The sequence below is a fragment of the Pseudomonas sp. KBN12P06040 genome (assembly GCF_037574965.1).
Taxonomy (GTDB): Bacteria; Pseudomonadota; Gammaproteobacteria; order Pseudomonadales; family Pseudomonadaceae; genus Pseudomonas; species Pseudomonas aeruginosa.
Genome location: NZ_JBBELS010000001.1, coordinates 1,189,786 through 1,212,581, shown reverse-complemented (window position 1 = coordinate 1,212,581; position 22,796 = coordinate 1,189,786). Strand labels below are relative to the sequence as shown.

The 22,796-nt window shown below is 67.5% G+C and carries 17 protein-coding genes; 7 read left to right on the top strand and 10 right to left on the bottom strand.

Going from position 1 to position 22,796, the window contains the following annotated elements:
• Window positions 1-106: 106 nt before the first annotated feature.
• Entirely contained in the window at window positions 107-754 is a 648-nt protein-coding gene (locus VQ067_RS05660; RefSeq protein ID WP_003129570.1) for an alpha/beta hydrolase, read from the top strand.
• 15 nt (window positions 755-769) lie between these two features.
• Here the strand turns inward: VQ067_RS05660 and VQ067_RS05655 are convergent, their stop codons facing one another.
• Window positions 770-2,668, bottom strand: coding sequence for an acyl-CoA synthetase (locus VQ067_RS05655; protein ID WP_023097261.1), 1,899 nt, complete (start codon window positions 2,666-2,668; stop codon window positions 770-772).
• Between the two features lie 283 nt (window positions 2,669-2,951).
• On the opposite strand from VQ067_RS05655, the gene rhlB reads away from it, so the two are divergent.
• The 4 genes from rhlB to dauR all read left to right on the top strand — a co-directional run bounded on the left by rhlB (window position 2,952) and on the right by dauR (window position 7,428).
• Window positions 2,952-4,475 (top strand): ATP-dependent RNA helicase RhlB, encoded by a 1,524-nt coding sequence (gene rhlB / locus VQ067_RS05650; protein ID WP_023980190.1) that lies wholly within the window; start codon window positions 2,952-2,954, stop codon window positions 4,473-4,475.
• A gap of 160 nt (window positions 4,476-4,635) precedes the next feature.
• The gene (gene dauB / locus VQ067_RS05645) at window positions 4,636-5,583 is read left to right on the top strand and encodes an NAD(P)H-dependent anabolic L-arginine dehydrogenase DauB (RefSeq protein ID WP_033991041.1); all 948 of its coding nucleotides are present in this window, start codon (window positions 4,636-4,638) and stop codon (window positions 5,581-5,583) included.
• Between the two features lie 22 nt (window positions 5,584-5,605).
• Entirely contained in the window at window positions 5,606-6,733 is a 1,128-nt protein-coding gene (dauA, locus tag VQ067_RS05640; RefSeq protein WP_033991040.1) for an FAD-dependent catabolic D-arginine dehydrogenase DauA, read from the top strand.
• 62 nt (window positions 6,734-6,795) lie between these two features.
• A complete protein-coding gene (gene dauR, locus VQ067_RS05635; protein WP_023095239.1) occupies window positions 6,796-7,428 on the top strand; it encodes a transcriptional regulator DauR in 633 nt (210 codons plus the stop codon).
• A 23-nt stretch (window positions 7,429-7,451) separates the two neighbouring features.
• Here dauR and VQ067_RS05630 read toward each other — a convergent pair whose 3' ends face one another.
• Window positions 7,452-8,243, bottom strand: a complete 792-nt coding sequence (locus VQ067_RS05630) for an ABC transporter substrate-binding protein (protein ID WP_023095238.1) — start codon at window positions 8,241-8,243, stop codon at window positions 7,452-7,454.
• Window positions 8,244-8,687: 444 nt separating this feature from the next.
• Between VQ067_RS05630 and VQ067_RS05625 the strand changes: the two genes are divergently transcribed.
• On the top strand, window positions 8,688-10,691 hold the full coding sequence (locus VQ067_RS05625) for a TonB-dependent receptor plug domain-containing protein (RefSeq protein ID WP_003129557.1): 2,004 nt from the start codon (window positions 8,688-8,690) through the stop codon (window positions 10,689-10,691).
• A complete protein-coding gene (locus VQ067_RS05620; RefSeq protein ID WP_023097257.1) occupies window positions 10,664-11,212 on the top strand; it encodes a molybdopterin-dependent oxidoreductase in 549 nt (182 codons plus the stop codon). Before VQ067_RS05625 ends, VQ067_RS05620 begins: the two co-directional genes overlap by 28 nt.
• A gap of 6 nt (window positions 11,213-11,218) precedes the next feature.
• Here VQ067_RS05620 and moaA read toward each other — a convergent pair whose 3' ends face one another.
• The 8 genes from moaA to VQ067_RS05580 all read right to left on the bottom strand — a co-directional run bounded on the left by moaA (window position 11,219) and on the right by VQ067_RS05580 (window position 22,698).
• Entirely contained in the window at window positions 11,219-12,208 is a 990-nt protein-coding gene (gene moaA, locus VQ067_RS05615) for a GTP 3',8-cyclase MoaA (protein WP_009877501.1), read from the bottom strand.
• 56 nt (window positions 12,209-12,264) lie between these two features.
• The gene (locus tag VQ067_RS05610) at window positions 12,265-13,083 is read right to left on the bottom strand and encodes a peptidylprolyl isomerase (RefSeq protein WP_003159377.1); all 819 of its coding nucleotides are present in this window, start codon (window positions 13,081-13,083) and stop codon (window positions 12,265-12,267) included.
• A gap of 54 nt (window positions 13,084-13,137) precedes the next feature.
• The gene (narI, locus tag VQ067_RS05605; protein ID WP_003092953.1) at window positions 13,138-13,821 is read right to left on the bottom strand and encodes a respiratory nitrate reductase subunit gamma; all 684 of its coding nucleotides are present in this window, start codon (window positions 13,819-13,821) and stop codon (window positions 13,138-13,140) included.
• A gap of 2 nt (window positions 13,822-13,823) precedes the next feature.
• Complete coding sequence (gene narJ / locus VQ067_RS05600; RefSeq protein WP_003092956.1) at window positions 13,824-14,564, bottom strand: nitrate reductase molybdenum cofactor assembly chaperone; 741 nt, start codon at window positions 14,562-14,564, stop codon at window positions 13,824-13,826.
• A 5-nt stretch (window positions 14,565-14,569) separates the two neighbouring features.
• The gene (narH, locus tag VQ067_RS05595) at window positions 14,570-16,111 is read right to left on the bottom strand and encodes a nitrate reductase subunit beta (protein ID WP_003092958.1); all 1,542 of its coding nucleotides are present in this window, start codon (window positions 16,109-16,111) and stop codon (window positions 14,570-14,572) included.
• A gap of 11 nt (window positions 16,112-16,122) precedes the next feature.
• A complete protein-coding gene (locus tag VQ067_RS05590) occupies window positions 16,123-19,908 on the bottom strand; it encodes a nitrate reductase subunit alpha (RefSeq protein WP_003092960.1) in 3,786 nt (1,261 codons plus the stop codon).
• 75 nt (window positions 19,909-19,983) lie between these two features.
• Window positions 19,984-21,390, bottom strand: a complete 1,407-nt coding sequence (gene narK2 / locus VQ067_RS05585; RefSeq protein ID WP_003092963.1) for a nitrate/nitrite transporter NarK2 — start codon at window positions 21,388-21,390, stop codon at window positions 19,984-19,986.
• 12 nt (window positions 21,391-21,402) lie between these two features.
• Window positions 21,403-22,698 carry a nitrate/nitrite transporter gene (locus VQ067_RS05580; RefSeq protein ID WP_003129535.1) on the bottom strand — a complete coding sequence of 432 codons (1,296 nt, stop codon included), beginning with the start codon at window positions 22,696-22,698 and terminating at the stop codon, window positions 21,403-21,405.
• Window positions 22,699-22,796 lie beyond the last annotated feature (98 nt).

The window sequence follows — 22,796 nt, the reverse complement described above, 5'->3', positions numbered from 1 at the left end:
GCGAATGCATGATCTGCGACAATCTGGCCGACTTGCGAGCGGGAAAGCGCCTGTTGTCGAATGGTCCTCCCATTCCGAACGCATATGCCCCCTGCCTGGAGCCGTTATGAGCGAACCCCTGATCCTCGATGCCCCGAATGCCGACGCCTGCATCATCTGGCTGCACGGCCTGGGCGCCGACCGTACCGACTTCAAGCCGGTGGCCGAAGCCCTGCAGGTGGTCCTGCCGAGCACCCGCTTCATCCTTCCCCAGGCGCCGAGCCAGGCGGTGACGGTCAATGGCGGTTGGGTCATGCCGAGCTGGTACGACATCCTTGCCTTCAGTCCGGCGCGGGCCATCGACGAAGACCAGTTGAACGCCTCCGCCGACCAGGTCATCGCCCTCATCGATGAACAGCGCGCCAAGGGCATCGCCGCCGAGCGGATCATCCTCGCCGGTTTCTCCCAGGGCGGCGCGGTGGTCCTGCATACCGCCTTCCGCCGCTACGCCCAGCCGCTCGGCGGGGTGCTGGCGCTATCCACCTACGCGCCGACCTTCGACGACCTGGCGCTGGACGAGCGCCACAAGCGGATTCCGGTCCTGCACCTGCATGGCAGCCAGGACGACGTGGTCGACCCGGCGCTCGGCCGCGCGGCCCATGACGCCTTGCAGGCGCAGGGTGTGGAGGTGGGCTGGCACGACTACCCGATGGGCCACGAGGTGTCCCTGGAGGAAATCCACGACATCGGCGCCTGGCTGCGCAAGCGCCTCTGACGCGCGCAGCTTCTCTCAGACGGCGTGCAGCCGGTAGTTCAGCGCGTAGCCGCCGAGCAGCTCTTCCAGCGCCGCCCGGCGTCTTTCGTCGAGCGCGGGAACGTGCAGGTGGGCGAGCTGGCCGTGGCGCTCGTCGGCGACCACCTCCACGCGGATATCCTCGGCGATCCTCCGGCTTTCCTCCTCCAGCACCCGGCGGATCGCGTCCAGGCGCAGCGCCGGCTTGAAGGTCTTGCCCACCGCGGTGACCGGCATGCTCTCGATCAGCCAGACATCCTTGGGCACCGCCGCGCGCTCCGGTACGTGGCGGCTGGCGTGTTCCAGCAGCTCTTCCTCGCTGGCGCTGGCGCCGGGCTTGAGCTGGATATACGCCACCGGCAGCTCGCCGGCCTTGGCGTCCGGCTTGCCCACCGCCGCCGCCAGGGCCACGGCCGGATGCCGGTGCAGCGCTTCTTCGATCATCTGTGGGTCGATGTTGTGGCCACCGCGAATGATCAGGTCCTTGCTGCGCCCGGTGAGCCAGATGTAGCCGTCCTCGTCGATACGACCGAGGTCGCCGGTATTGAACCAGCCATCGCCGACCCAGATATCGCGGTTCCGGTCCTGTTGCAGGTAGCCCTTGAACACCGTCGGGCCCTTCAGGCAGAGGTTGCCCACCTCGTTCGGCGCGGCATCGCGCAGGTAATTGCCCTCGCCGTCGAGCACCGCGACCTTCACCTGGCAATACGGCAGGCGCAGGCCGATCGAACCCGGCCGGCGCTCGCCGCCACGTGGGTTGCAACTGGTGCCGCAGGTACCTTCGGTGAGGCCGTAGCCTTCGATCACCTTGAGCCCGGTACGCGCCTCGAACTGGCGGATCAGCTCCACCGGCATCGGCGCCGCGCCGCACAGGGCGAAACGCAGGCTGGACAGGTCGCGGCCATCGCTGGGGACCTGCAGCAACGCCGCGTAGATGGTCGGCACACCACTGAAGCTGGTGACCCGGTAGCGCTCCACCAGCTTCCAGAAGTCCTGGATCAGGGTCGGATTGCGGTAGCCCTGGGGCCCGGCCAGGAGCACCTGGGCGCCGCGATGGAAGGGCGCCAGGCCGGTAACCATCACGCCGTTGACGTGGAACAGCGGCAGGCCACAGAGCAGCACGTCGTCCACCCCGTAGTCGGCGTTCAGGCCCATGATCTCGGCCATCGCCACCTCGTTGAAGTGGCTGTGCGGCGCCAGCTTCGGCGTGCCGGTGGTGCCGCCGGTGTGGAAATAGGAAGCGACGTCGTCCGGATGGATCGCCCGTCCGCTCTCCAGGCGGTCTGCCGGGCAGTCGGCGATCAGCGTATCGAAGTCCAGCACGCCCTCCGGCAGCGGCCCGCGCTGGGCCTTGAGCGCCTCGCGCTGCGGCGCCGGCAACAGGTTGGCCGGATCGACCACGACGATCGCGTACAGCTCCGGCAGCTGCGCGCGCAGGCCGGCGACCTTCTGCCACAGGTCGGTGCCGGGGAACGGCGCCAGGGTCACCAGCACCCGGGTGTTGGAGGCGCGGATCAGCTCGGCGATGTGCTCCGGCTCGAGCAGCGGGTTGATCGCATTGACGATCCCGGCAGCTTCGCCGCCCCAGATCACGTAGTGGGTCTGCGGCAGGTTGGGCAGCAGGAAGGACACCGCCTGGTGGCTTTCCAGGCCCAGCCGGTGCAAGGCGTTGGCGGTCTGGGTGACGCGGGCGAACAGCTCGGCATAGCTGATCCGCAACGGTTCTTCGGCGGCGCTGCCATGCAGCAGGCAGCTCAGGGCGATACGCTGGCCGTGGCGCTGGGCCGAGCGTTGCAACAGTTCGTAGGTGCTGGACGGCAGGTCGCGCTGTTCCAGCGGCACGCGTTCCAGGGCTTCGATATCGCTCAGCCCGGCGATCGATGGGGACGGATTCATGGTTTTCTTGTTCTTCCGTTGGTGAGTGGGCGGACACTCGCCGGATCGCTCCGGCACCGTCCCGAAGATGCCACCCCCGTCGTCGCCCTACCGTTGTCTTTTTGTAGCGCGCCGCCGGTCGCGCGTACGAGCCCTCCCGGAGGCTGCCCCGGGAGCTTCGCGCAGCCGCCTCCAGGCCCCGTCCGGCCAAGCCTGGAGGTGACCGGCCAAGCATGGATTTCTCCCCGCTGGCAACATGCTTTACACTGGCGCCCGTTCATTCCTTAACCACTACGAGATCGCCGTGCTCAAAGCACTCAAGAAAATCTTCGGCAAGGCCGACGGAACCCAGCCGCAGAGCGGTTCCTCCCCGGTCCCGCAAGGCCCTGCCGGCGCTACCGCGAAAGGTACCGCCCCCACCGGCGAAAAGCCGACCGAGAAACGCCCACGCAAACCGCGCGCCCCGCGCGCCGACAACGAGTCCGGCGCCCCGCGCGCCGTTGAAAAGGCCGAGAAAAGCGAAAAGCCCGCCAAACCCGCCGCCAAAGAAGGCCGGGACGCCAAGCCGCGCAGCGACAAGCCGCGCCGCGAACGCAAGCCGAAGCCGGTGGACAACTGGAAGCTGGAAGACTTCGTGGTCGAACCGCAGGAAGGCAAGACCCGCTTCCACGACTTCAACCTCGCCCCGAGCCTGATGCACGCCATCCATGACCTCGGCTTCCCCTACTGCACGCCGATCCAGGCGCAGGTACTGGGCTTCACCCTGCGCGGCCAGGACGCCATCGGCCGCGCCCAGACCGGTACCGGCAAGACCGCCGCGTTCCTCATCTCGATCATCACCCAGTTGCTGCAGACCCCGCCGCCGAAAGAGCGCTACATGGGCGAGCCGCGCGCGCTGATCATCGCCCCGACCCGCGAACTGGTGGTACAGATCGCCAAGGACGCCGCGGCGCTGACCAAGTACACCGGGCTGAACGTGATGACCTTCGTCGGCGGCATGGACTTCGACAAGCAACTCAAGCAGCTGGAAGCGCGCTTCTGCGACATCCTGGTAGCCACCCCCGGCCGTCTGCTGGACTTCAACCAGCGCGGCGAGGTGCACCTGGACATGGTCGAGGTGATGGTCCTCGACGAAGCCGACCGCATGCTCGACATGGGCTTCATCCCGCAGGTCCGGCAGATCATCCGGCAGACCCCGCACAAGGGCGAACGCCAGACCCTGCTGTTCTCGGCGACCTTCACCGACGACGTGATGAACCTCGCCAAGCAGTGGACCGTCGATCCGGCGATCGTCGAGATCGAGCCGGAGAACGTCGCCAGCGACACCGTCGAGCAGCATGTCTACGCCGTGGCCGGCAGCGACAAGTACAAGCTGCTGTACAACCTGGTGGCACAGAACAACTGGGAACGGGTGATGGTCTTCGCCAACCGCAAGGACGAAGTCCGCCGCATCGAGGAACGCCTGACCAAGGACGGCATCAGCGCCGCCCAGATGTCCGGCGACGTGCCGCAGCACAAGCGCATCCGCACCCTGGAAGGCTTCCGCGAAGGCAAGATCCGCGTCCTGGTGGCAACCGACGTGGCCGGCCGCGGCATCCACATCGACGGCATCAGCCATGTGATCAACTTCACCCTGCCGGAGGACCCGGACGACTACGTGCACCGTATCGGTCGTACCGGCCGCGCCGGCGCCTCGGGCACCTCGATCAGCTTCGCTGGCGAGGACGATGCCTTCGCCCTGCCGCCGATCGAAGAACTGCTGGGCCGCAAGATCACCTGCGAGATGCCGCCGGCCGAACTGCTCAAGCCGGTACCGCGCAAGCACTGAACGCAGGCGTGGAGAAAAAAGGCGAAGCCATCCGGCTTCGCCTTTTTCGTTTCTGCGACACGCAGGTGCCGCCGTCGGTCATCGAGGCGGGTCGGCGCTTGCCCGGCAATACCTTAAAGTCCAGAATGGACAAATTGTTTACATCCATTCCGGAGATCGCATGAGCGCCGCCACTCCCCTGATCGTCCAGCAGGCCGAAGCCGAGCAACTGCTCGCCCGTATCGACGTCCTCCAGGCCATGCGCCAGCTGTTCCTCGACCTGGCCGCCGGCCAGGCGCTCCAGCCGGCCCAGCAACTGGTGGAGTTCCCCGCCGGTCGCGGCGACTTCATCAACTACCTCGGCGTGCTCGCCCAGGAACAGGTCTACGGGGTCAAGACTTCGCCCTACATCGTCCGCGAACAGGGCCCGTTGGTCACCGCCTGGACCCTGCTGATGTCGATGCAGACCGGCCAGCCCTTGCTGCTCTGCGATGCCGCCCGGCTGACCACCGCGCGCACCGCCGCCACCACCGCGGTGGCGGTGGATGCCCTGGCTCCGGCCGAAGCCGGCCGCCTGGCTCTGATCGGCAGCGGACCGGTGGCCCATGCCCACCTGCAATACGTGAAGGGCCTGCGTGACTGGCAGGGCGTGCGAGTCCATTCGCCGTGCCTGGACGAGCGCCGCCTGCAAAGCCTGCGCGCCATCGACCCGCGCGCCGAAGCCGCCGGCAGCCTGGAGGAAGCGCTGGACGAAGCCGATGTGATCCTGCTCTGCACTTCCTCGGCCCGAGCGGTGATCGACCCGCGCCAACTCGAGCGCCCGGCGCTGGTCACCTCGATCAGTACCAACGCGCCCCGCGCCCATGAGGTACCGGCGGAAAGCCTGGCGGCCATGGACGTCTATTGCGACTACCGGCACACCACCCCAGGCTCCGCCGGCGAGATGCTGATCGCCGCCGAACAGCATGGCTGGAGCCCCGAGGCGATCCGCGGCGACCTCGCCGAGCTGCTCGGCGGCCAGGCGCCACGTCCGGAATACCGGCGCCCGGCGTTCTTCCGCTCGATCGGCCTGGGCCTGGAAGACGTAGCCCTGGCCAACGCCCTCTACCGCCTGCGCCAGGCAGGCTGATCGCGCGATGCAGGAGAGCAGCATGATCGAAGCGGATTACCTCGTCATCGGTGCCGGCATCGCCGGCGCATCCACCGGCTACTGGCTGTCGGCCCACGGCCGGGTCGTGGTGCTGGAGCGCGAGGCGCAGCCCGGCTACCACTCCACCGGCCGCTCCGCCGCGCACTACACGGTGGCCTACGGCACACCCCAGGTGCGCGCGCTCACCGCCGCCAGCCGGGCCTTCTTCGACAACCCGCCGGCCGGCTTCTGCGAGCATCAGCTGCTCAGCCCGCGTCCGGAAATGGTGGTCGACTTCAGCGACGATCCGGAAGAACTCCGCCGTCAATACGAAAGCGGCAAGGCGCTGGTGCCGCAGATGCGCCTGCTGGACGCGGAACAGGCCTGCTCGATCGTGCCGGTGCTGCGTCGCGACAAGGTCTTCGGCGCCACCTACGACCCCACCGGCGCCGACATCGATACCGACGCCCTGCACCAGGGCTACCTGCGCGGCATCCGCCGCAACCAGGGGCAGGTCCTGTGCAACCACGAAGCGCTGGAGATCCGCCGGGTCGACGGCGCCTGGGAAGTCCGCTGCGCCGCCGGCAGCTACCGCGCGGCGGTGCTGGTCAACGCCGCGGGCGCCTGGTGCGACACCATCGCCGGGCTGGCCGGCGTCCGCCCGCTGGGCCTGCAACCCAAGCGCCGCTCGGCCTTCATCTTCGCCCCGCCGCCGGGCATCGACTGCCACGACTGGCCGATGCTGGTCAGCCTCGACGAATCCTTCTACCTGAAGCCGGACGCTGGCATGTTGCTCGGCTCGCCGGCCAACGCCGATCCGGTCGAGGCCCACGACGTGCAGCCCGAGCAACTGGACATCGCCACCGGCATGTACCTGATCGAAGAAGCCACCACCCTCACCATTCGCCGCCCGGAACACACCTGGGCAGGGCTGCGCTCGTTCGTCGCCGACGGCGACCTGGTGGCCGGCTACGCCGCCGATGCGGAAGGCTTCTTCTGGGTCGCCGCCCAGGGCGGCTACGGTATCCAGACCTCGGCGGCGATGGGCGAGGCCAGCGCCGCGCTGATCCGCCACCAGCCGCTGCCGGCGCACCTGCGCGAGCACGGCCTGGACGAGGCGATGCTGTCGCCGCGCCGCCTGTCTCCCTGATGACCCGGCGGCGGGTTTGCGGCACACTCGCCTCGCCCGCCGTCCCACGAGAGTTCCTGCGCATGAGCCCGAGCCAAGACCCCAGCCTGGAGAACTACCGGGCGATCGCCGACGGCATCGCCACCCTGTTCTTCCCCCACGCCGAAGTGGTCCTGCACGACCTGCGCAGCCAGCGGGTCGACTACATCGCCAACAACCTGTCCAAGCGCGAGGTCGGCGACGACTCGGCGCTGGAAGACATGCTCGAAGGCGATAGCGACGAGCGCAACATCGGTCCCTACGAGAAGCTCAACTGGGACGGGCAGAAGATCCGCTCGGTCAGCACCGTGCTGCTCGACGCCGCCGGCCAGCCGCTGGCGGTGCTGTGCATCAACCTGAATATCAGCCTGTTCGAGAGCGCCAAGGCGGCGCTCGACCTGTTCCTCTCGCCGAGCAAGCTGATCCCGCAACCGGACGCGCTGTTCCGCGACGACTGGCAGGAGCGCATCAACACCTTCCTGCACGGCTGGCTGCGGCAGCGCCAGCTCGGCTTGAACCTGCTGACCCGCGAGCACAAGCGCGAACTGGTCCTGGCCCTGCACGCCGAGGGCGCGTTCAAGGGCAAGAGCGCCGCCAACTATGTGGCCAACGTGCTGAACATGGGCCGGGCGACGGTCTACAAGCACCTCAAGGAGCTGAAGGAAGGCGGCGACTGACGGCAGCCGCCGCCGGCGAGCGGTCAGTCGCCGTAGATGTCGCTCTTGAAGTACTTGCCCTCGATGCGCTTGTAGGTCCCGTCGGCACGAATCGCGTCGATCGCCGCGTTGAGCTTGCCGACCAGCTCGGCGTCCCCCTTGCGCACCGCGATCCCGGCGCCCTCGCCGAAGTATTTCGGGTCCTTGAACTCCGGCCCGACGAAGGCGTAGCCCTTGCCGCGCGGGGTATCGAGGAAGCCGGTCTGCAACGGGATGGAGTCGGCGAAGGTGGCGTCGAGGCGGCCGGCCACCAGGTCCAGGTAGATCTCGTCCTGGCTGGTGTAGCGCACCACTTCGGCACCGACCTTGGCCAGCACCGCACTGGCGAAGCGGTCGGCGGTAGCGCCGCGCTGCACGCCGATGCGCTTGCCGGCCAACTGGCTGAAGCTGTCGTCGAGCTGGGCGCCTTCCTTCATCACCAGGCGGCCCGGCGTGAAGTAGTACTTGTGGGTGAAGTCCACCGAGCGCCGGCGCTCCTCGGTGATGGTGATGGAGGACAGCGCGGCGTCTATCTTGCGAACTTTCAGCGAGGGAATCAGGCCGTCGTACTCCTGCTCGATCCACTGGCACTTCACCTGCATCTGCGCGCACAGCGCGTTGCCGATGTCGTAGTCGAAGCCGGCCAGTTCGCCTTCGGCGGTCTTGAAGGAAAACGGCGGGTAGGCGGCCTCGATGCCGATTCGCAGGTTGCCATCGGCGGCGACGGCGGATCCGCTGGCGAGCACGCCGAGCAGCAGGCCTCCCAGCAGGTTCTTGGTGTTCAGCGACTTGATCATGGACGACTCCAGGGGTGACGAAGGTGCGCCCGCGGCCCGGGCGGGAAACAGACGGTGATCCGCTTTTATACTTTTCGTCCAATCTGGACCAAAAAGTATACATCGTCAATCGCCGTCCCTCCTCCGCTACCCCTCCTTACCTCCTTCGAGGAATAGGCCCGCCGGCCCGCGGGACTTAGTCTTGAGCCATACACAGCCACCCGCGAGGTGTTCCGCTACGCAGACATCACCCCCTTGCTCCATTTCAGCTATCACGGTTAAGGCTCTATTTACGCCTGGATCCCCGCGTCACGCTCATGCCGCGGGGATTTTTTCGTCCCGCCGCCGCCCTTCCGAATTCGCTATATAGATAAATAATTCCGAATTGCTCTTAATGGGTATTTACCCTGATGAATATTTCATAGATCGTTATGTAAAAAAATACATAACGAGATCGCCGCTACCATGCAAAACCTTCTTTCCAACCGGCTGGTCCCCAGCCTGGCACTGTCCCTGCTGGGCGCTGCCACTGCCCAGGCGGAGACGCCGATCGCGCTTCCCGACATGGAAGTCAGCACCTGGGGCAATTCCCTCAGCCCGCCGGACAGCGTCGCCCGCGAAGACTTCCAGCGCTTCGACCGCCGCGACGTCGGCGAGGCGCTGAACACCCTCCCCGGCGTCTACCTGCAAGGCGGCGGCAACCGCAACGAACGCCAGGTCAGCGTACGCGGCTTCGACTCGCGCCAGGTGCCGCTGTTCATCGACGGCGTGCCGGTCTACGTGCCCTACGACGGCAACATCGACCTCGGCCGCTTCCTCACCTCGGACCTGGCCGGCATCGAAGTGTCCAAGGGCTACGCCTCGCTGTTGCAGGGGCCGAACATGCTCGGCGGGGCGATCAACCTGGCGACCCGTCGCCCGACCCGCCCCTTCGAGGCCGGCTTCGGCCTCAGCCAGGGCTGGGCGCGCGACGCAGGGCGGGTCGGCCGGGCGGCGGATTTCTCCCTCGGCGGCAAGGGCCGCCAGGGCTTCTTCCAGGCCAGCGGCGCCTGGCTCGACCGCGACGCCCGCGCCCTCCCCGGCGGCCTGCGCGACAGCGACGACCTGGGTAGCCACGGCGAACGCGCCAACTCGGCCAGCCGCGACGCCCGCGGCACCCTGAAGCTGGGCCTGACGCCCAATGCCAGCGACGAATACGTGCTGACCTACTTCAAGCAGGACGGCGACAAGCAGTCGCCACCCTACGCCGGCAGCGATCCGTCGTTCCAGAGCCGCTACTGGCGCTGGCCGGACTGGAACAAGGAAGGCCTGTACTTCAACTCCAGCACCCAGCTCGGCGAACGCACGCGCCTGCGTACGCGCCTCTACCGCGACACCTTCCAGAACACCCTGGAGCAGTACAACAGTCGCGCCGACCTGGAGGCCCGCAAGGGCAGTCGCAGCCAGTACGACGACTGGTCCGACGGCGCCGGGGTGGAACTCAGCCAGGGCCTGCGCGAGGACGACAGCCTGGCCTTCGCCCTGCACTGGAAGCAGGACGTCCACCGCGAACGCCAGGACCGCGGACCCTGGGGGCGCTTCGAAGACCGCACCTGGTCGCTCTCCAGCGAATACCAGTGGGCCCTCGACGCGGCCACGCGGATGATCTTCGGGGTCAGCTACGACTGGCGGGAAAGCCTGGAGGCACGGGAGTACAAGACCGACCGCCAGGGCCGGACCAGCGAGAAGGAATACCCGGACAACGACGCCGAGGCGTTCAACTGGCAATGGAGCCTGGTGCATCCGCTCGACGAAGCCAGCGAAGTCCAGCTGAACCTGGCCGACCGTAGCCGCTTCGCCACCCTCAAGGACCGCTACACCACCTTCCGCCCCGCCGTCGGCCAGACCGTGCTGGTCAACCCCGACCTCGACCCGGAGCGCGCGCGCCTGGTCGAACTGCGCTACCGCCGCGCCTTCGGCCAGGACACCACGCTGGACCTCGCGCTGTTCCACAACCGGGTGCGCGATGCCATCCAGGCCACCGACCTCGGGCCGAACCTGGCGCAGAACCGCAATGTCGGCGAGATCGTCTACCAGGGCCTCGACCTGGGCCTGCGCGGCAGGCCTGCGCAGCGCCTGGAGCTGGGCGCCAACTACAGCTGGATCGACAGCGACTGGCGCAGCAGCGAGGCCGGCGTGGTCACCGGCCTGCCGCGCCACAAACTGTTCGCCTGGGCCGACTGGCAAGCCCTGGAGCCGCTGCACCTGGTGCTCAGCGGCGAAGCCCGTTCCCGGACCTACAGCGATACCGGCGGCAGCCGGCGCGCCGCCGGCTTCGCGCTGCTCAACCTGCATGGCGAATACCAGGCCAGCCGCGAACTGGCCCTGAGCCTGGCGCTGAACAACCTGGCGGATCGCCGATACGCCTACAACGAAGGATTCATCGAAGAAGGACGCACCCTATGGCTCGGCATGAAATACCGCTATTGAAACGCCTCGCACTGGCCGCCCTGTGCACGGCCCTGCCCGCCCTCGGCGTCGCCGCGGACGCCTCGCTGCACGTGTACGGCGCGGTGCAGCGCGAGCTGCGCCTCGACCTCGCCGCGCTACGCCAGCTACCGGCGCAAGACAGCGGCAAGCTGGCGATGGTCTGCCAGTCTGGCGCCCAGGTCGGCGCCGAGCGCGAGTACCGGGGGGTGCGCCTGAGCGACGTGCTGGACCAGGCCGGGCTGGACATGCCCGGCCACCAGGACGCGCGGCGCAGCTATGTGGTCGCGCGCAGTTCCAGGGACGGTTATGCCGTGGTGTTTTCCTGGGGCGAGCTGTACAACAGCGAGGCCGGCGACGATATCCTGGTGGCCTACCAGAAGAACGGCCTCGCCCTGGATCCTGGCGAAGGCCCGCTGGCGCTGGTCTCGACAAGCGATCTGCGCAGCGGCCCGCGCCACGTCAAGTGGCTCGACGGCCTCGAGGTGGTGCGCCTGCCACCAGGCCCGCTGGCTACGCCCTGAGTCGCCTCAGCCGCCGCTCATGTTCATGAAGCGCAGCACCTGCACCTCGCCGGCGGCGCTGAATTCATGGCGCGCCGGCTTGCGCTGGAGCGCCTCGCCGATCGCTTCCAGCAACGGCCCGTCGTGCAGCGGGTGGCGGCGCAGCAGCGCGCGCAGGTCGAGCGAATGCTCGTGGCCGAGGCACAGCAGCAGGCGGCCCTCGACGGTCAGGCGCAGGCGGTTGCAGGTGGCGCAGAAGTTGTGCGAGTGCGGCGAGATGAAGCCGATGCGTATCTGCGGATGCTCAACCAGGCGCACGTAGCGCGCCGGCCCGCCGCTCTGCTCGGCGCTGTCGAGCAAGGCGTGGCGCTGGGCGATCAGCGCGCGTACTTCGTCGCTGGAGCAGAAGCTCTCGCCACGTTCGCGGCCGACCTGGCCAAGCGGCATCTCCTCGATGAAGCTGATATCCAGGCCGCGGGCGATGGCGAAGTCCACCAGCGCCGGCACCTCATCGGCGTTGCGCCCCTTCATCACCACCGCGTTCAGCTTGATCCGGCGGAAACCGGCGGCCTGGGCGGCGTCGATGCCGGCCAGCACCTTGTCCAGCTCGCCGTTGCGGGTGATCGCCCGGAAGCGCAGCGGATCGAGGGTGTCGAGGCTGATGTTGAGACGCGACAGGCCGGCGTCGTACAACGGCCGGGCGTAGCGCACCAGTTGCGAGCCATTGCTGGTCATGCACAGTTCGCGCAGCCCCGGCAGTGCCGCCAGGCGCTCGCACAGGCCGACGATGCCGGGCCGCACCAGCGGCTCGCCGCCGGTCAGGCGCAGCTTGCGCACACCGCCGGCGACGAACAGCCGGGCGACCCGCTCGATCTCCTCCAGGGTCAGCACCTGCTGGCGCGGCAGGAAGCGCATGTCCTCGGCCATGCAGTAGACACAGCGGAAGTCGCAACGGTCGGTGACCGACAGGCGCAGGTAGTCGATCTGTCGGCCTTGGCCATCGATCCAGTCGGTCATGTCCTGGGTACTCCGATTGATGTGCGGGAGGAAGAGGGAAACAACGGCGCCGAAACCTATTGCACCAGCGCCCCATCCGCGCCCTCGAAGGCGAAGCCCTCGATGCAGGCGTCTCCCGCCAGCACGCCGATGTACTGCCCCACGGCCCGCTGCAACACTTGCGCTTGCAGGTGCGCGGCGATTTGCGCGCGGGCCGCGTCGAAGTCGAGCGGCTCGCCGCCCTCGCGCCCCAGCAGTTCCACCACATGCAGGCCATAGCGGCTTTCCAGCGGATGCTCGAGCAGCCCGGGCGCGCGGCGCAGCAGGCGCTTCTCGAATTCGGGGACGGTCTGCCCCGGCTCGATCCAGCCGAGGTCGCCGCCCGCCTCCTTCGACGGACAGGCGGAGAAACGCCGGGCCAGGTCGACGAAGCGCTCGGGATGCCCGCGCAACTCGTCGAGCAGCTCCGCGGCCTGCTTGCGCGCCGTCTCGCGGCCTTCCAGGTCGTCCGGCGCGCAGGCCAGCAGCACATGGCGCAATTGCAGGCGCCAGGGGCCGAGCAGGCGCCCCGGATTGGCCGCGTACCAGGTCCGGCAGGCGTCTTCGTCGGCTTCCGGGACCTGCACCTCTTCCTCCAGCAATTGGCGGATGCGCGCTTCCTCCGGCGTCTCGCCGTCTTCGCAGCGGGCCTCGATGCCCAGCGCGTCGGCCCGTTGCAGGAGCAACTGGCGGACGATCAGCGCACGGCAGGCGGCCTCCAGCGCCAGCGCGTAGCTGTCCGCCGGGTGGTATTGCAGCTCGCGGGCCAGCAGGTCTTCGCCGATGGCCACGCCGTTGACCTTCAGTTGCGGCAGTTCGACCTTCTCGACGCGTTCTTCGTAGTGGGAGCAACTCATGATCGATCACCTCGGTTCGGCGGGCCGGCGCCGGATGCGCCGGCCGCCCAGGGTTCAGGCAGGACGTTTCTGGCGCACGATCTGGTAGCGCCGGCCCAGGTACCACACCGGCGCGCTGACGATGTGCACCAGGCGGGTGAAGGGGAACAGCACGAACAGGGTCAGGCCCAGGCCGACGTGCAGCTTGTAGACCAGGCCCACCGGCGCGATGGCTTCGGCCGCCGCCAGCGGACGCAGGGTGACGATGGCCTGGGCCCAGTCGGCGAGCATCACCATCACCGAGCCATCCATGTGATGGGTCGAGGCGACGATGGTGGAGAGGCCGAGGATCAGCTGGGCGTAGAGCACCAGCAGGATCATCAGGTCAGAGGCGTTGCCGGTGGCGCGCACCCGCGCGTCGGTCAGGCGGCGCAGGATCAGTCCGCTCAGGCCGATGAAGCAGAGCACGCCGAAGAAGCCGCCGGAGACCATCGCCAGCAGTTGCTTGTTCTCGGTGCTGATCAGGTGGTGGTAGACCGAGGCCGGGGTCAGCAGGCCGACGAAGTGGCCGGCGAGGATGAACAGCACGCCGACGTGGAACAGGTTGCTGTATACCCGCATGCCCTTCTTGCTGAGCATCTGGCTGGAACCGGCCTTCCAGGTGTACTGCGAGAGGTCGAAGCGCGCCCAGCTGCCGACCAGGCAGATCAGCAGCGCGACATAGGGATAGATCCCGAAGAACAGAAGATTGGTCGACATGCTCAGACTCCTTCGCGGGCCGCGCGGTACTGCATCTGCGGTACCGGCTGGGCGACCCATTGCAATGGTTGTTCGGTGGACGCCGTCGGACGGCGGCCGCTGCTCGACGGGCAACCGCCGGCAGGGTCGGTGAAGCTCACCGGGGTTTCCTCCCAGGCCCGGTCGATGGCCTCCAGGCTGTCGTCGCGCTGTTCCTGGGCCTGGTCGCGACGCAACGCGCCGAGGTCCGGGCGCTCGCCGCCGAGTTCCAGCAACGCCTCGAAAATCGCCGCGTAGGCGCTGCCACGTTCCTCCAGGCGCAGCGCCAGCAGGCCGAGGATGTGCGCCACTTCGGCGAGCCCTTCGCTGGCCGCCGCGAACGGCAGCAGCGACAGGTATTCGAGGTACAGCGGCAGGTAGTCCGGCAGCTCCGGTACGTCGATCTGCAGGCCAGCCCCGGTATAGCGGTCGAGCAGGTCGACCATCGCCTGGCCACGATCGCGGCTCTCGCCGTGGACGTGCTCGAAGAGCAGCAGCGAGACCGAGCGGCCGCGCTCGAAGAGACCGTCGTAGCGCGCCTGGACGTCCAGCAGGTCGCCCTGGCAGAGCTCGTTGAGCAGCGCCGCGAGGCCGTCGCGCAGCGCTTCCGGCAGTTCGCAGGTGCGGATCAGCGCATGCAGGCCGAGGCTCTCCTCGCGCAGCTCGGCGCGTGGATAGTCGAGCAGCAGGGCGAGCAGGCGGAACAGTTGGCTGTGATCGTTCATGGCGCTCACTCCTGGATCTGCACGACCTGGATCACGTCGCGGCGGTTGGTCGGCTTGCCGCCGAACAGGTTGACGGCGGAGTTGCTGCCGCCGGAACAGCCGTTGCCGAAGCTGAAGCCGCAGCCGGAACGCTCGGCGAAGGCATCGGAAAGCGCTTCCTCGCGGTGCGCGCTGGGGATCACGAAGCGATCCTCGTAGTTGGCGATGGCCAGGTAGCGGTACATCTCCTCCACCTGCTCCACGCTCAACCCGACCTTGGCCAGCACCTCCAGGTCCTGGCGGCCTTCGACGTGCTCGGCGCGCTTGTAGGCGCGCATCGCCAGCAGGCGCTTGAGCGCCAGCAGCACCGGCGCGGTGTCGCCGGCGGTGAGCAGGTTGGCCAGGTACTGCACGGGGATGCGCAGCGACTCGACGTCCGGGATCACCCCGTCGCTGCCGATGTGCCCCTCGGCGGCGGCGTTCTGGATCGGCGACAGCGGCGGCACGTACCAGACCATCGGCAGCGTGCGGTATTCCGGGTGCAGCGGCAGGGCCAGCTTCCAGTCCATCGCCAGCTTGTACACCGGCGACTTCTGCGCCGCCTCGATGACGCTGTCGGCCACCCCGTCCTTGCGCGCCTGGGCGATCACCGCCGGGTCGAACGGATCGAGGAAGATCTCCAGTTGCTTCTCGTACAGCTCGCGCTCGTTCTCGCAACTGGCCACTTCGTGGATGCGGTCGGCGTCGTAGAGCAGCACGCCGAGGTAGCGGATGCGCCCGACGCAGGTCTCCGAGCAGACGGTGGGCTGGCCGGCCTCGATGCGCGGGTAGCAGAAGATGCACTTCTCGGACTTGCCGCTCTTCCAGTTGAAGTAGATCTTCTTGTACGGGCAGCCGGAGATGCACATCCGCCAGCCGCGGCACTTGTCCTGGTCGATCAGGACGATGCCGTCCTCCTCGCGCTTGTAGATCGCCCCGCTCGGGCAGGACGCCACGCACGCCGGGTTCAAGCAGTGCTCGCAGAGGCGCGGCAGGTACATCATGAAGGTGTTCTCGTACTCACCGTAGATGTCCGCCTGGACCTGGTCGAAGTTCTTGTCCTTGCGCCGCTTGGCGAACTCGGTGCCGAGGATCTCCTCCCAGTTCGGGCCCCACTCGATCTTCTCCATGCGCTGCCCGGAGACCAGCGAGCGCGGGCGCGCCACCGGCTGGTGCTCGGCCTTGGGTGCGGTATGCAGGTGCTGGTAGTCGAAGTCGAACGGTTCGTAGTAGTCGTCGATCTCGGGCAGGTCCGGGTTGGCGAAGATGTTCGCCAGCACGCGGAACTTGCCGCCGATGCGCGGGCGGATCGAACCGTCTGCCGCGCGCACCCAGCCGCCCTTCCACTTCTCCTGGTTTTCCCATTCCTTCGGGTAGCCGATCCCGGGCTTGGTCTCGACGTTGTTGAACCAGGCGTACTCCATGCCTTCGCGGCTGGTCCAGACGTTCTTGCAGGTGATCGAGCAGGTGTGGCAACCGATGCATTTGTCGAGGTTCAGCACCATGCCGACTTGCGAACGAATTTTCATGGCGTCTCTCCTCAAATGTCCTGGGGCAGCGGTTGCGGCAGGGCGTCGCCGCCGAGTCCGCCGTGGCGGGGTTCGTCCAGCCAGTCGACCTTGCTCATCTTGCGCACCACGACGAACTCGTCGCGGTTGCAGCCGACCGTGCCGTAGTAGTTGAAGCCCCAGGCCTGCTGGGCGTAGCCGCCGATCATGTGGGTCGGCTTGAGCACCACGCGGGTCACCGAGTTGTGGTGGCCGCCACGGGTGCCGGTGGTCTCGCTGCCGGGTACGTTCACAATGCGTTCCTGGGCGTGGTACATCATCACCATGCCGTCCTTGACCCGTTGGCTGACCACCGCGCGGCAGGTCGCCGCGCCGTTGGCGTTGAACACCTCGACCCAGTCGTTATCGACGATCCCGGCCTTGGCCGCGTCGTGCTCGCTGAGCCAGATGATCGGACCGCCGCGCGACAGGGTGAGCATCAGCAGGTTGTCGCTGTAGGTGGAGTGGATGCCCCATTTCTGGTGTGGGGTGATCCAGTTCAGGGTGATCTCCGGGTTGCCGTTGGGCTTCCTGTTCAACAGCTTCTCGGTGGTCCGGGTGTTGACCGGCGGCCGGTAGCTGACGAAGCCTTCGCCGAACGCCTGCATCCACGGGTGGTCCTGGTAGAACTGCTGGCGACCGGTGATGGTGCGCCACGGGATCAGCTCGTGGACGTTGGTGTAGCCGGCGTTGTAGCTGACGTGCTCGTCCTCGAGGCCGGACCAGGTCGGGCTGGAGATGATCTTGCGCGGCTGCACCTGGATGTCGCGGAAGCGGATCTTCTCGTCTTCCTTGGGCAGCGCCAGGTGGGCGTGCTCGCGGCCGGTGATCTTCGACAGCGCTTCCCAGGCCTTGACCGCGACCTGGCCGTTGGTTTCCGGAGCCAGGGCGAGGACCACCTCGGCGGCGTCGATGGCGCTGTCGATGCGCGGCCGGCCCTGGCTGACGCCGCTCTCGACGACGCGATGGTTGAGGTCGCCGACCAGCTTCACTTCCTTCTCGGTGTTCCAGCCGATGCCCTTGCCACCGTTGCCCAGCTTGTCCAGCAGCGGACCGAGCGAGGTGAACTTGCGGTAGACGTTCGGGTAGTCGCGCTCGACCAGGTGCAGCGTCGGCAGGTTGCGTCCCGGCATCGGCTCGCACTCGCCCTTCTTCCAGTCATGGCCGTCGCCGCCGAACGGCTGCGCCAGCTCGGTGGGGGTGTCGTGCAGCAGCGGCACCGTGACCAGGTCCTGCTCCACGCCGAGGTGGCCTTCGGCGACGGCGGAGAACTTCTTGGCGATGGCCTTGTAGATCTCCCAGTCGCTCTTGGCTTCCCAGGCCGGATCGGTGGCCGCCGACAGCGGATGGATGAAGGGGTGCATGTCGGAGGTGTTGAGGTCGTCCTTCTCGTACCAGGTAGCGGTCGGCAGGACGATGTCCGAGTACATGCAGGTGGAGGACATGCGGAAGTCCAGGGTGGTGACCAGGTCGAGCTTGCCCTCGGCACCGTCGTCGACCCAGTCGACCTCGGTGGGACGCGGACCGCCGGCCTTGCCGAGGTCATCGTTCATCACCCCGTTCTTCGCCCCGAGCAGGTACTTGAGCATGTACTCGTGGCCCTTGCCGGAGGAGCCCAGCAGGTTGGAGCGCCAGATGAACATGTTGCGCGGGAAGTTCTGCGGATCGTCCGGCGATTCGCTGGCGAAGCGCAGGCCGCCGCTCTTCAGTTCGCGCACCACGTAGTCGGCGACCGGCAGGCCGGCGGCCTCGGCCTCGGCGGCGATGCGCAGCGGGTTGCGGTTCAGTTGCGGCGCCGACGGCAGCCAGCCGAGGCGTTCGGCCTGGATGTTGTAGTCCAGGGCGTGTTCGGCGAAGCGGCTGGCGTCGGCCAGCGGCGACAGCACCTCGTGCATCGACAGCTTCTCGTGGCGCCATTGCGAGCTGTGCAGGTAGAAGAAGCTGGTGCCGTTCATCTGCCGCGGCGGCCGGCTCCAGTCCAGGCCGAAGGCCAGCGGCGCCCAGCCGGTCTGCGGGCGCAGCTTCTCCTGGCCGACATAGTGCGCCCAGCCGCCGCCGCTCTGGCCGATGCAGCCGCACATCATCAGCATGTTGATGACCGCGCGGTAGTTCATGTCCATGTGGTACCAGTGGTTCATCGCCGCGCCGATGATCACCATCGCCTTGCCGCGGGTCTTGTCGGCGCTGTCGGCGAACTCGCGGGCGACCTGCGTCGCGCGCGCCGCCGGAACGCCGGTGATGCGCTCCTGCCAGGCCGGGGTATAGGGCGTGTCGGCGTCCTCGTAGGAGGTCGCCACGTTGTCGCCGCCCAGGCCGCGGTCGATGCTGTAGTTGGCCATCTGCAGGTCGTAGACGGTGGCCACCCGCAGGCGCTTGCCGTCCGCCGCGACGATCTCGCGGAACGGCACCCGGCGCAGCAGTACCTCGTCGTTGGCGACGCCCTTGAAGTGCGGGTGCTCCTGCCCGGCGAAATACGGGAAGGCCACCTCGCAGGCATGTTCCGGGCCATCGAGCAGCGACAGTTGCAGGCGCGTCTGGTCACCGCTCCTGCCGTCCAGCTCGGCGATGTTCCACTTGCCTGACTCGCCCCAGCGATAGCCGATGGCGCCGGTGGGCGAGACCAGCCCGCCGCTGCGCTCGTCGTAGGCGATGGTCTTCCACTCGGGGTTGTTGTCCTGGCCGAGGTTGTCCGCCAGGTCGGCGGCGCGCAGGTAGCGGGTCGGCTTGAACGCGCCGCCGGCGTGTTCTTCCAGCAACACCAGCATCGGCATGTCGGTGTACTGGCGGCAGTAGTCGACGAAGTAGGCGCTCGGCCGGTCGAGGTGGAATTCCTTCAGGATCACGTGACCGAAGGCCATGCCCAGCGCGGCGTCGGTGCCCTGCTTGGGGTTGAGCCAGAGGTCGGTGAGCTTGGCCACCTCGGAATAGTCCGGGGTGATGGAGACGGTCTTGGTGCCCTTGTAGCGCACCTCGGTGAAGAAGTGCGCGTCCGGGGTCCGCGTCTGCGGCACGTTGGAGCCCCAGGCGATGATGTAGCTGGAGTTGTACCAGTCGGCCGACTCCGGCACGTCGGTCTGCTCGCCCCAGATCTGCGGGCTGGCCGGCGGCAGGTCGCAGTACCAGTCGTAGAAGCTCAGGCAGACCCCGCCGATCAGCGACAGGTAGCGGGCGCCGGCGGCGTAGCTGACCATCGACATGGCCGGGATCGGCGAGAAGCCGATCACCCGGTCCGGACCGTAGGTCTTGGCGGTGTAGACGTTGGCCGCGGCGATGATCTCGGTGACCTCGTCCCAGCTGGAACGGACGAAGCCGCCCAGGCCGCGCTGGCTCTTGTAGCTCTTCGCCTTGGCGGCGTCCTCGACGATGCTGGCCCAGGCGTTCACCGGGTCGCCGTGCTGCGCCCGCGCCTCGCGCCAGAGCTTGAGCAACGGCTTGCGCACCTTCGGGTACTTCAGGCGGTTGGCGCTGTAGATGTACCAGGAATAGCTGGCCCCGCGCGGGCAGCCGCGCGGCTCGTGGTTGGGCAGGTCCGGACGGGTGCGCGGGTAGTCGGTCTGCTGGGTTTCCCAGGTGATCAGGCCGTTCTTCACGTAGATCTTCCAGGAGCAGGAGCCGGTGCAGTTCACCCCGTGGGTGGAGCGCACGATCTTGTCGTGCTGCCAGCGCTGCCGGTAGGCACCTTCCCAGGCGCGGCTCTCGTTGCTGGTCTCGCCGTGGCCATCGGCGAATTCGCCCTGCTTCTTCTTGAAGAACTGCAGGCGGTCGAGCAGGTGACTCATCTTGATCTCCTCACCCGGTCTGTGCCGGGCGTTACAACGCTAATCAGGGGTTGCCGCGGGCTGCTGCCGACGGACTCAACAGGGACTCTCCGCACCCTTGCGCGCGTACCACCACCAGGTGGCGACGATGCAGCTCAGGTAGTAGGCGATGAACACGTAGAGGGCGCCCTCGGCGCTGCCGGTCATGTGCAGCGAGGTGCCGAACGCCTTCGGGATGAAGAACCCGCCGAAGGCGCCGATGGCGGCGGAGAAGCCGATCACCGCGGCCGACTCCATGCTCGCGTTGCGCGCCGCGCCGGCTTCGTCGGCCTGGCCGTCGCGCACCCGCCGGGCCCACTCGTTGCGGAAGATCACCGGGATCATGCGGAAGGTTGAGCCGTTGCCGATGCCGGCGAAGAAGAACAGCAGGATGAAGGCGCCAAGGAAGCCGAAGAAGTTGCCCTGGCCGCCGTCGCCCGGCAGGAAGGCGATCACCGTGAACACCCCGCCGATCATCAGTGCGTAGTTCCACAGGGTGATCCGCGCGCCGCCGAACTTGTCCGCCAGCCAGCCGCCCAGGGGCCGGCTGAGGGCGCCCACCAGCGGACCGAGGAAGGCGTATTGCAGCGGGTTGATGTCGGGGAACTGGGTCTTGCTGAGCATCGCGAAGCCGGCCGAGAAGCCGATGAACGAGCCGAAGGTGGCCACGTACAGCCAGCACATCAGCCAGTTGTGCTTGCGCTTGAAGATCACCGCCTGGTCGCGGAACGAGGCCTTGGCGTCGGCGATGTCGTTCATCCCGAACCAGGCCGCGACCGATACCACGGCGATGAACGGCACCCAGATCCAGCCGGCGTTCTGCAGCCACAGGCGACCGCCGTCGCCGAGCTGCTGCGGCTCGCCGCCGAAGGCGCCGAACAGGCCGCCGGCCACCGCCAGCGGCACGGCGAACTGCATCACCGAGACGCCGAGGTTGCCGAGCCCGGCATTCAGGCCGAGGGCGGTGCCCTGCTGGCTCTTCGGATAGAAGAAGCTGATGTTGGACATGCTCGAGGCGAAGTTGCCGCCGCCGAAGCCGCAGAGCAGCGCGATCAGGGCGAACACCCAGTACGGGGTGCTCGGGTCCTGCACGGCGAAGCCCAGCCAGATGCACGGGATCAGCATCGAGGCGGTGCTCAGGGCGGTCCAGCGACGGCCGCCGAAGATCGGCACCATGAACGAATAGAACACCCGCAGGGTGGCGCCGGAGATCGACGGCAGCGCCGCGAGCAGGAACAGCTGGTCGTTGCTGAAGGCGAAGCCGGCGCTGTTCAGGCGCACGGTCACCGTGCTCCAGATCATCCACACGGCGAAGGCGAGCAGCAGCGCGGGGATCGAGATCCACAGGTTGCGGCTGGCGATGCGCTTGCCGTTGCGCGCCCAGAACTCGGGGTCCTCGGGGCGCCAGTCGAGCAGCAGCGGTCCCCGTGCGGCTTTCAGTTGGGTATTGGCGATCATGCCCATGACGGCATTACCTCAGGAGTGGGTGGGAAGGGTGGGAGGAAGGTCGACGTCGGCCGAGGCGGCCTGGCCGTCGATGCGGCGTTGCTGCTTGATCGCGTAGTGCATCCAGACCATGCAGACCACGGTCAGGCCGAACAGCAACATGAAGCAGGAGGAGCGCACGCCGATGTGGTCGGCGGCGTAGCCGAACAGGATCGGCAGGCAGAAGCCGCCGAGGCCGCCGATCACCCCGACCATGCCGCCGACGGTGCCCATGTTGCTCGGGTAGTAGTCGTGGATGATCCGGTACACGCTGGCCTTGCCGAAGCCCTGGGCGATGCCGACGACGAACACCAGGAAGGTGAACAGCCAGACGTTCAGGCCGATGCCCAGGCTGAGGTCGCCCTGGATGCCGTGGATGGTCATGGTGGTCTGCGGGTAGGAGAGGAAGAACAGGCACACCAGGCAGACCCAGAACACGCCCCAGTTCACCGAGCGCGCGCCGTAGTGGTCGCTGAACCAGCCGCCGAGGGCGCGGATCAGGCCGGACGGCAGGGTGAACAGCATGGTGATGAAGGACGCGGTCTTCAGGTCCAGGCCGTATTCGGCGATGTAGTACTTCGGCAGCCACAGGGCCAGGGCGACGAAGCCGCCGAAGACGAAGAAGTAGTACAGGCCGAAGCGCCAGACGCGCAGCTCGGCGAGCGGCGCCAGTTGCTTGGCCAGGCTCGGCCGCTGGCTGGCCTCGGCGGCACCCTTGAGGTGCGCCGGATCGGTCCAGGTGAACAGCCAGAACAGCACGGCGGTGACCAGCATGGCCACCGAGTAGACCTGCGGCACCATGCGCCAGCCGAAGGCGACCACGATCATCGGCGCCACCAGGTTGGTGATCGCCGCGCCGGCGTTGCCGGCGCCGAAGATGCCCATCGCGGTGCCCTGGCGCTCCTTCTCGAACCAGGCCGAGGTGTAGGCGATGCCGACCGCGAAGGAGCCGCCAGCCAGGCCGACGAACAGGCCGAGCACCAGGTAGTGCCAGTACTGGCTGGCGAAGGCCAGGCCGTAGATCGGGATGGCCACCAGCAGCATGTGGATGAAGAACACGATGCGGCCGCCGAAGCGGTCGGTGATCAGGCCCAGCGGCAGGCGCACCAGGGAGCCGGTGAGGATCGGCAGGGCGACCATCAGGCCGAACTGGGATTCGCTCAGGCCAAGCTCGTCCTTGATACGGATGCCGATGATCGAAAACATCGTCCACACGGCGAAATTCACCGCGAAGGACAAGGTACTCATGCCGAGGACGGAGTACTGTTTCTGACGTAGGGAAGCCATGGCTAAACTCTCTGCACGGACAGCGTTCAGCGAGAGCCTAGGGAAGGTGTTCCTATGCAAATTTGATAGGAATCAATGAAATACCGGCCGTTCCGTGC

What these genes read in the sequence shown, in the direction of transcription:
- VQ067_RS05660 (WP_003129570.1), top strand. Translation starts at nt 107, where the DNA reads ATGAGCGAACCCCTGATCCTCGATGCCCCGAATGCCGACGCCTGCATC.
- VQ067_RS05655 (WP_023097261.1), bottom strand. Translation starts at nt 2,668, where the DNA reads ATGAATCCGTCCCCATCGATCGCCGGGCTGAGCGATATCGAAGCCCTG.
- dauB (WP_033991041.1), top strand. Translation starts at nt 4,636, where the DNA reads ATGAGCGCCGCCACTCCCCTGATCGTCCAGCAGGCCGAAGCCGAGCAA.
- dauA (WP_033991040.1), top strand. Translation starts at nt 5,606, where the DNA reads ATGATCGAAGCGGATTACCTCGTCATCGGTGCCGGCATCGCCGGCGCA.
- dauR (WP_023095239.1), top strand. Translation starts at nt 6,796, where the DNA reads ATGAGCCCGAGCCAAGACCCCAGCCTGGAGAACTACCGGGCGATCGCC.
- VQ067_RS05630 (WP_023095238.1), bottom strand. Translation starts at nt 8,243, where the DNA reads ATGATCAAGTCGCTGAACACCAAGAACCTGCTGGGAGGCCTGCTGCTC.
- VQ067_RS05625 (WP_003129557.1), top strand. Translation starts at nt 8,688, where the DNA reads ATGCAAAACCTTCTTTCCAACCGGCTGGTCCCCAGCCTGGCACTGTCC.
- VQ067_RS05620 (WP_023097257.1), top strand. Translation starts at nt 10,664, where the DNA reads ATGGCTCGGCATGAAATACCGCTATTGAAACGCCTCGCACTGGCCGCC.
- moaA (WP_009877501.1), bottom strand. Translation starts at nt 12,208, where the DNA reads ATGACCGACTGGATCGATGGCCAAGGCCGACAGATCGACTACCTGCGC.
- VQ067_RS05610 (WP_003159377.1), bottom strand. Translation starts at nt 13,083, where the DNA reads ATGAGTTGCTCCCACTACGAAGAACGCGTCGAGAAGGTCGAACTGCCG.
- narI (WP_003092953.1), bottom strand. Translation starts at nt 13,821, where the DNA reads ATGTCGACCAATCTTCTGTTCTTCGGGATCTATCCCTATGTCGCGCTG.
- narJ (WP_003092956.1), bottom strand. Translation starts at nt 14,564, where the DNA reads ATGAACGATCACAGCCAACTGTTCCGCCTGCTCGCCCTGCTGCTCGAC.
- narH (WP_003092958.1), bottom strand. Translation starts at nt 16,111, where the DNA reads ATGAAAATTCGTTCGCAAGTCGGCATGGTGCTGAACCTCGACAAATGC.
- VQ067_RS05590 (WP_003092960.1), bottom strand. Translation starts at nt 19,908, where the DNA reads ATGAGTCACCTGCTCGACCGCCTGCAGTTCTTCAAGAAGAAGCAGGGC.
- narK2 (WP_003092963.1), bottom strand. Translation starts at nt 21,390, where the DNA reads ATGGGCATGATCGCCAATACCCAACTGAAAGCCGCACGGGGACCGCTG.
- VQ067_RS05580 (WP_003129535.1), bottom strand. Translation starts at nt 22,698, where the DNA reads ATGGCTTCCCTACGTCAGAAACAGTACTCCGTCCTCGGCATGAGTACC.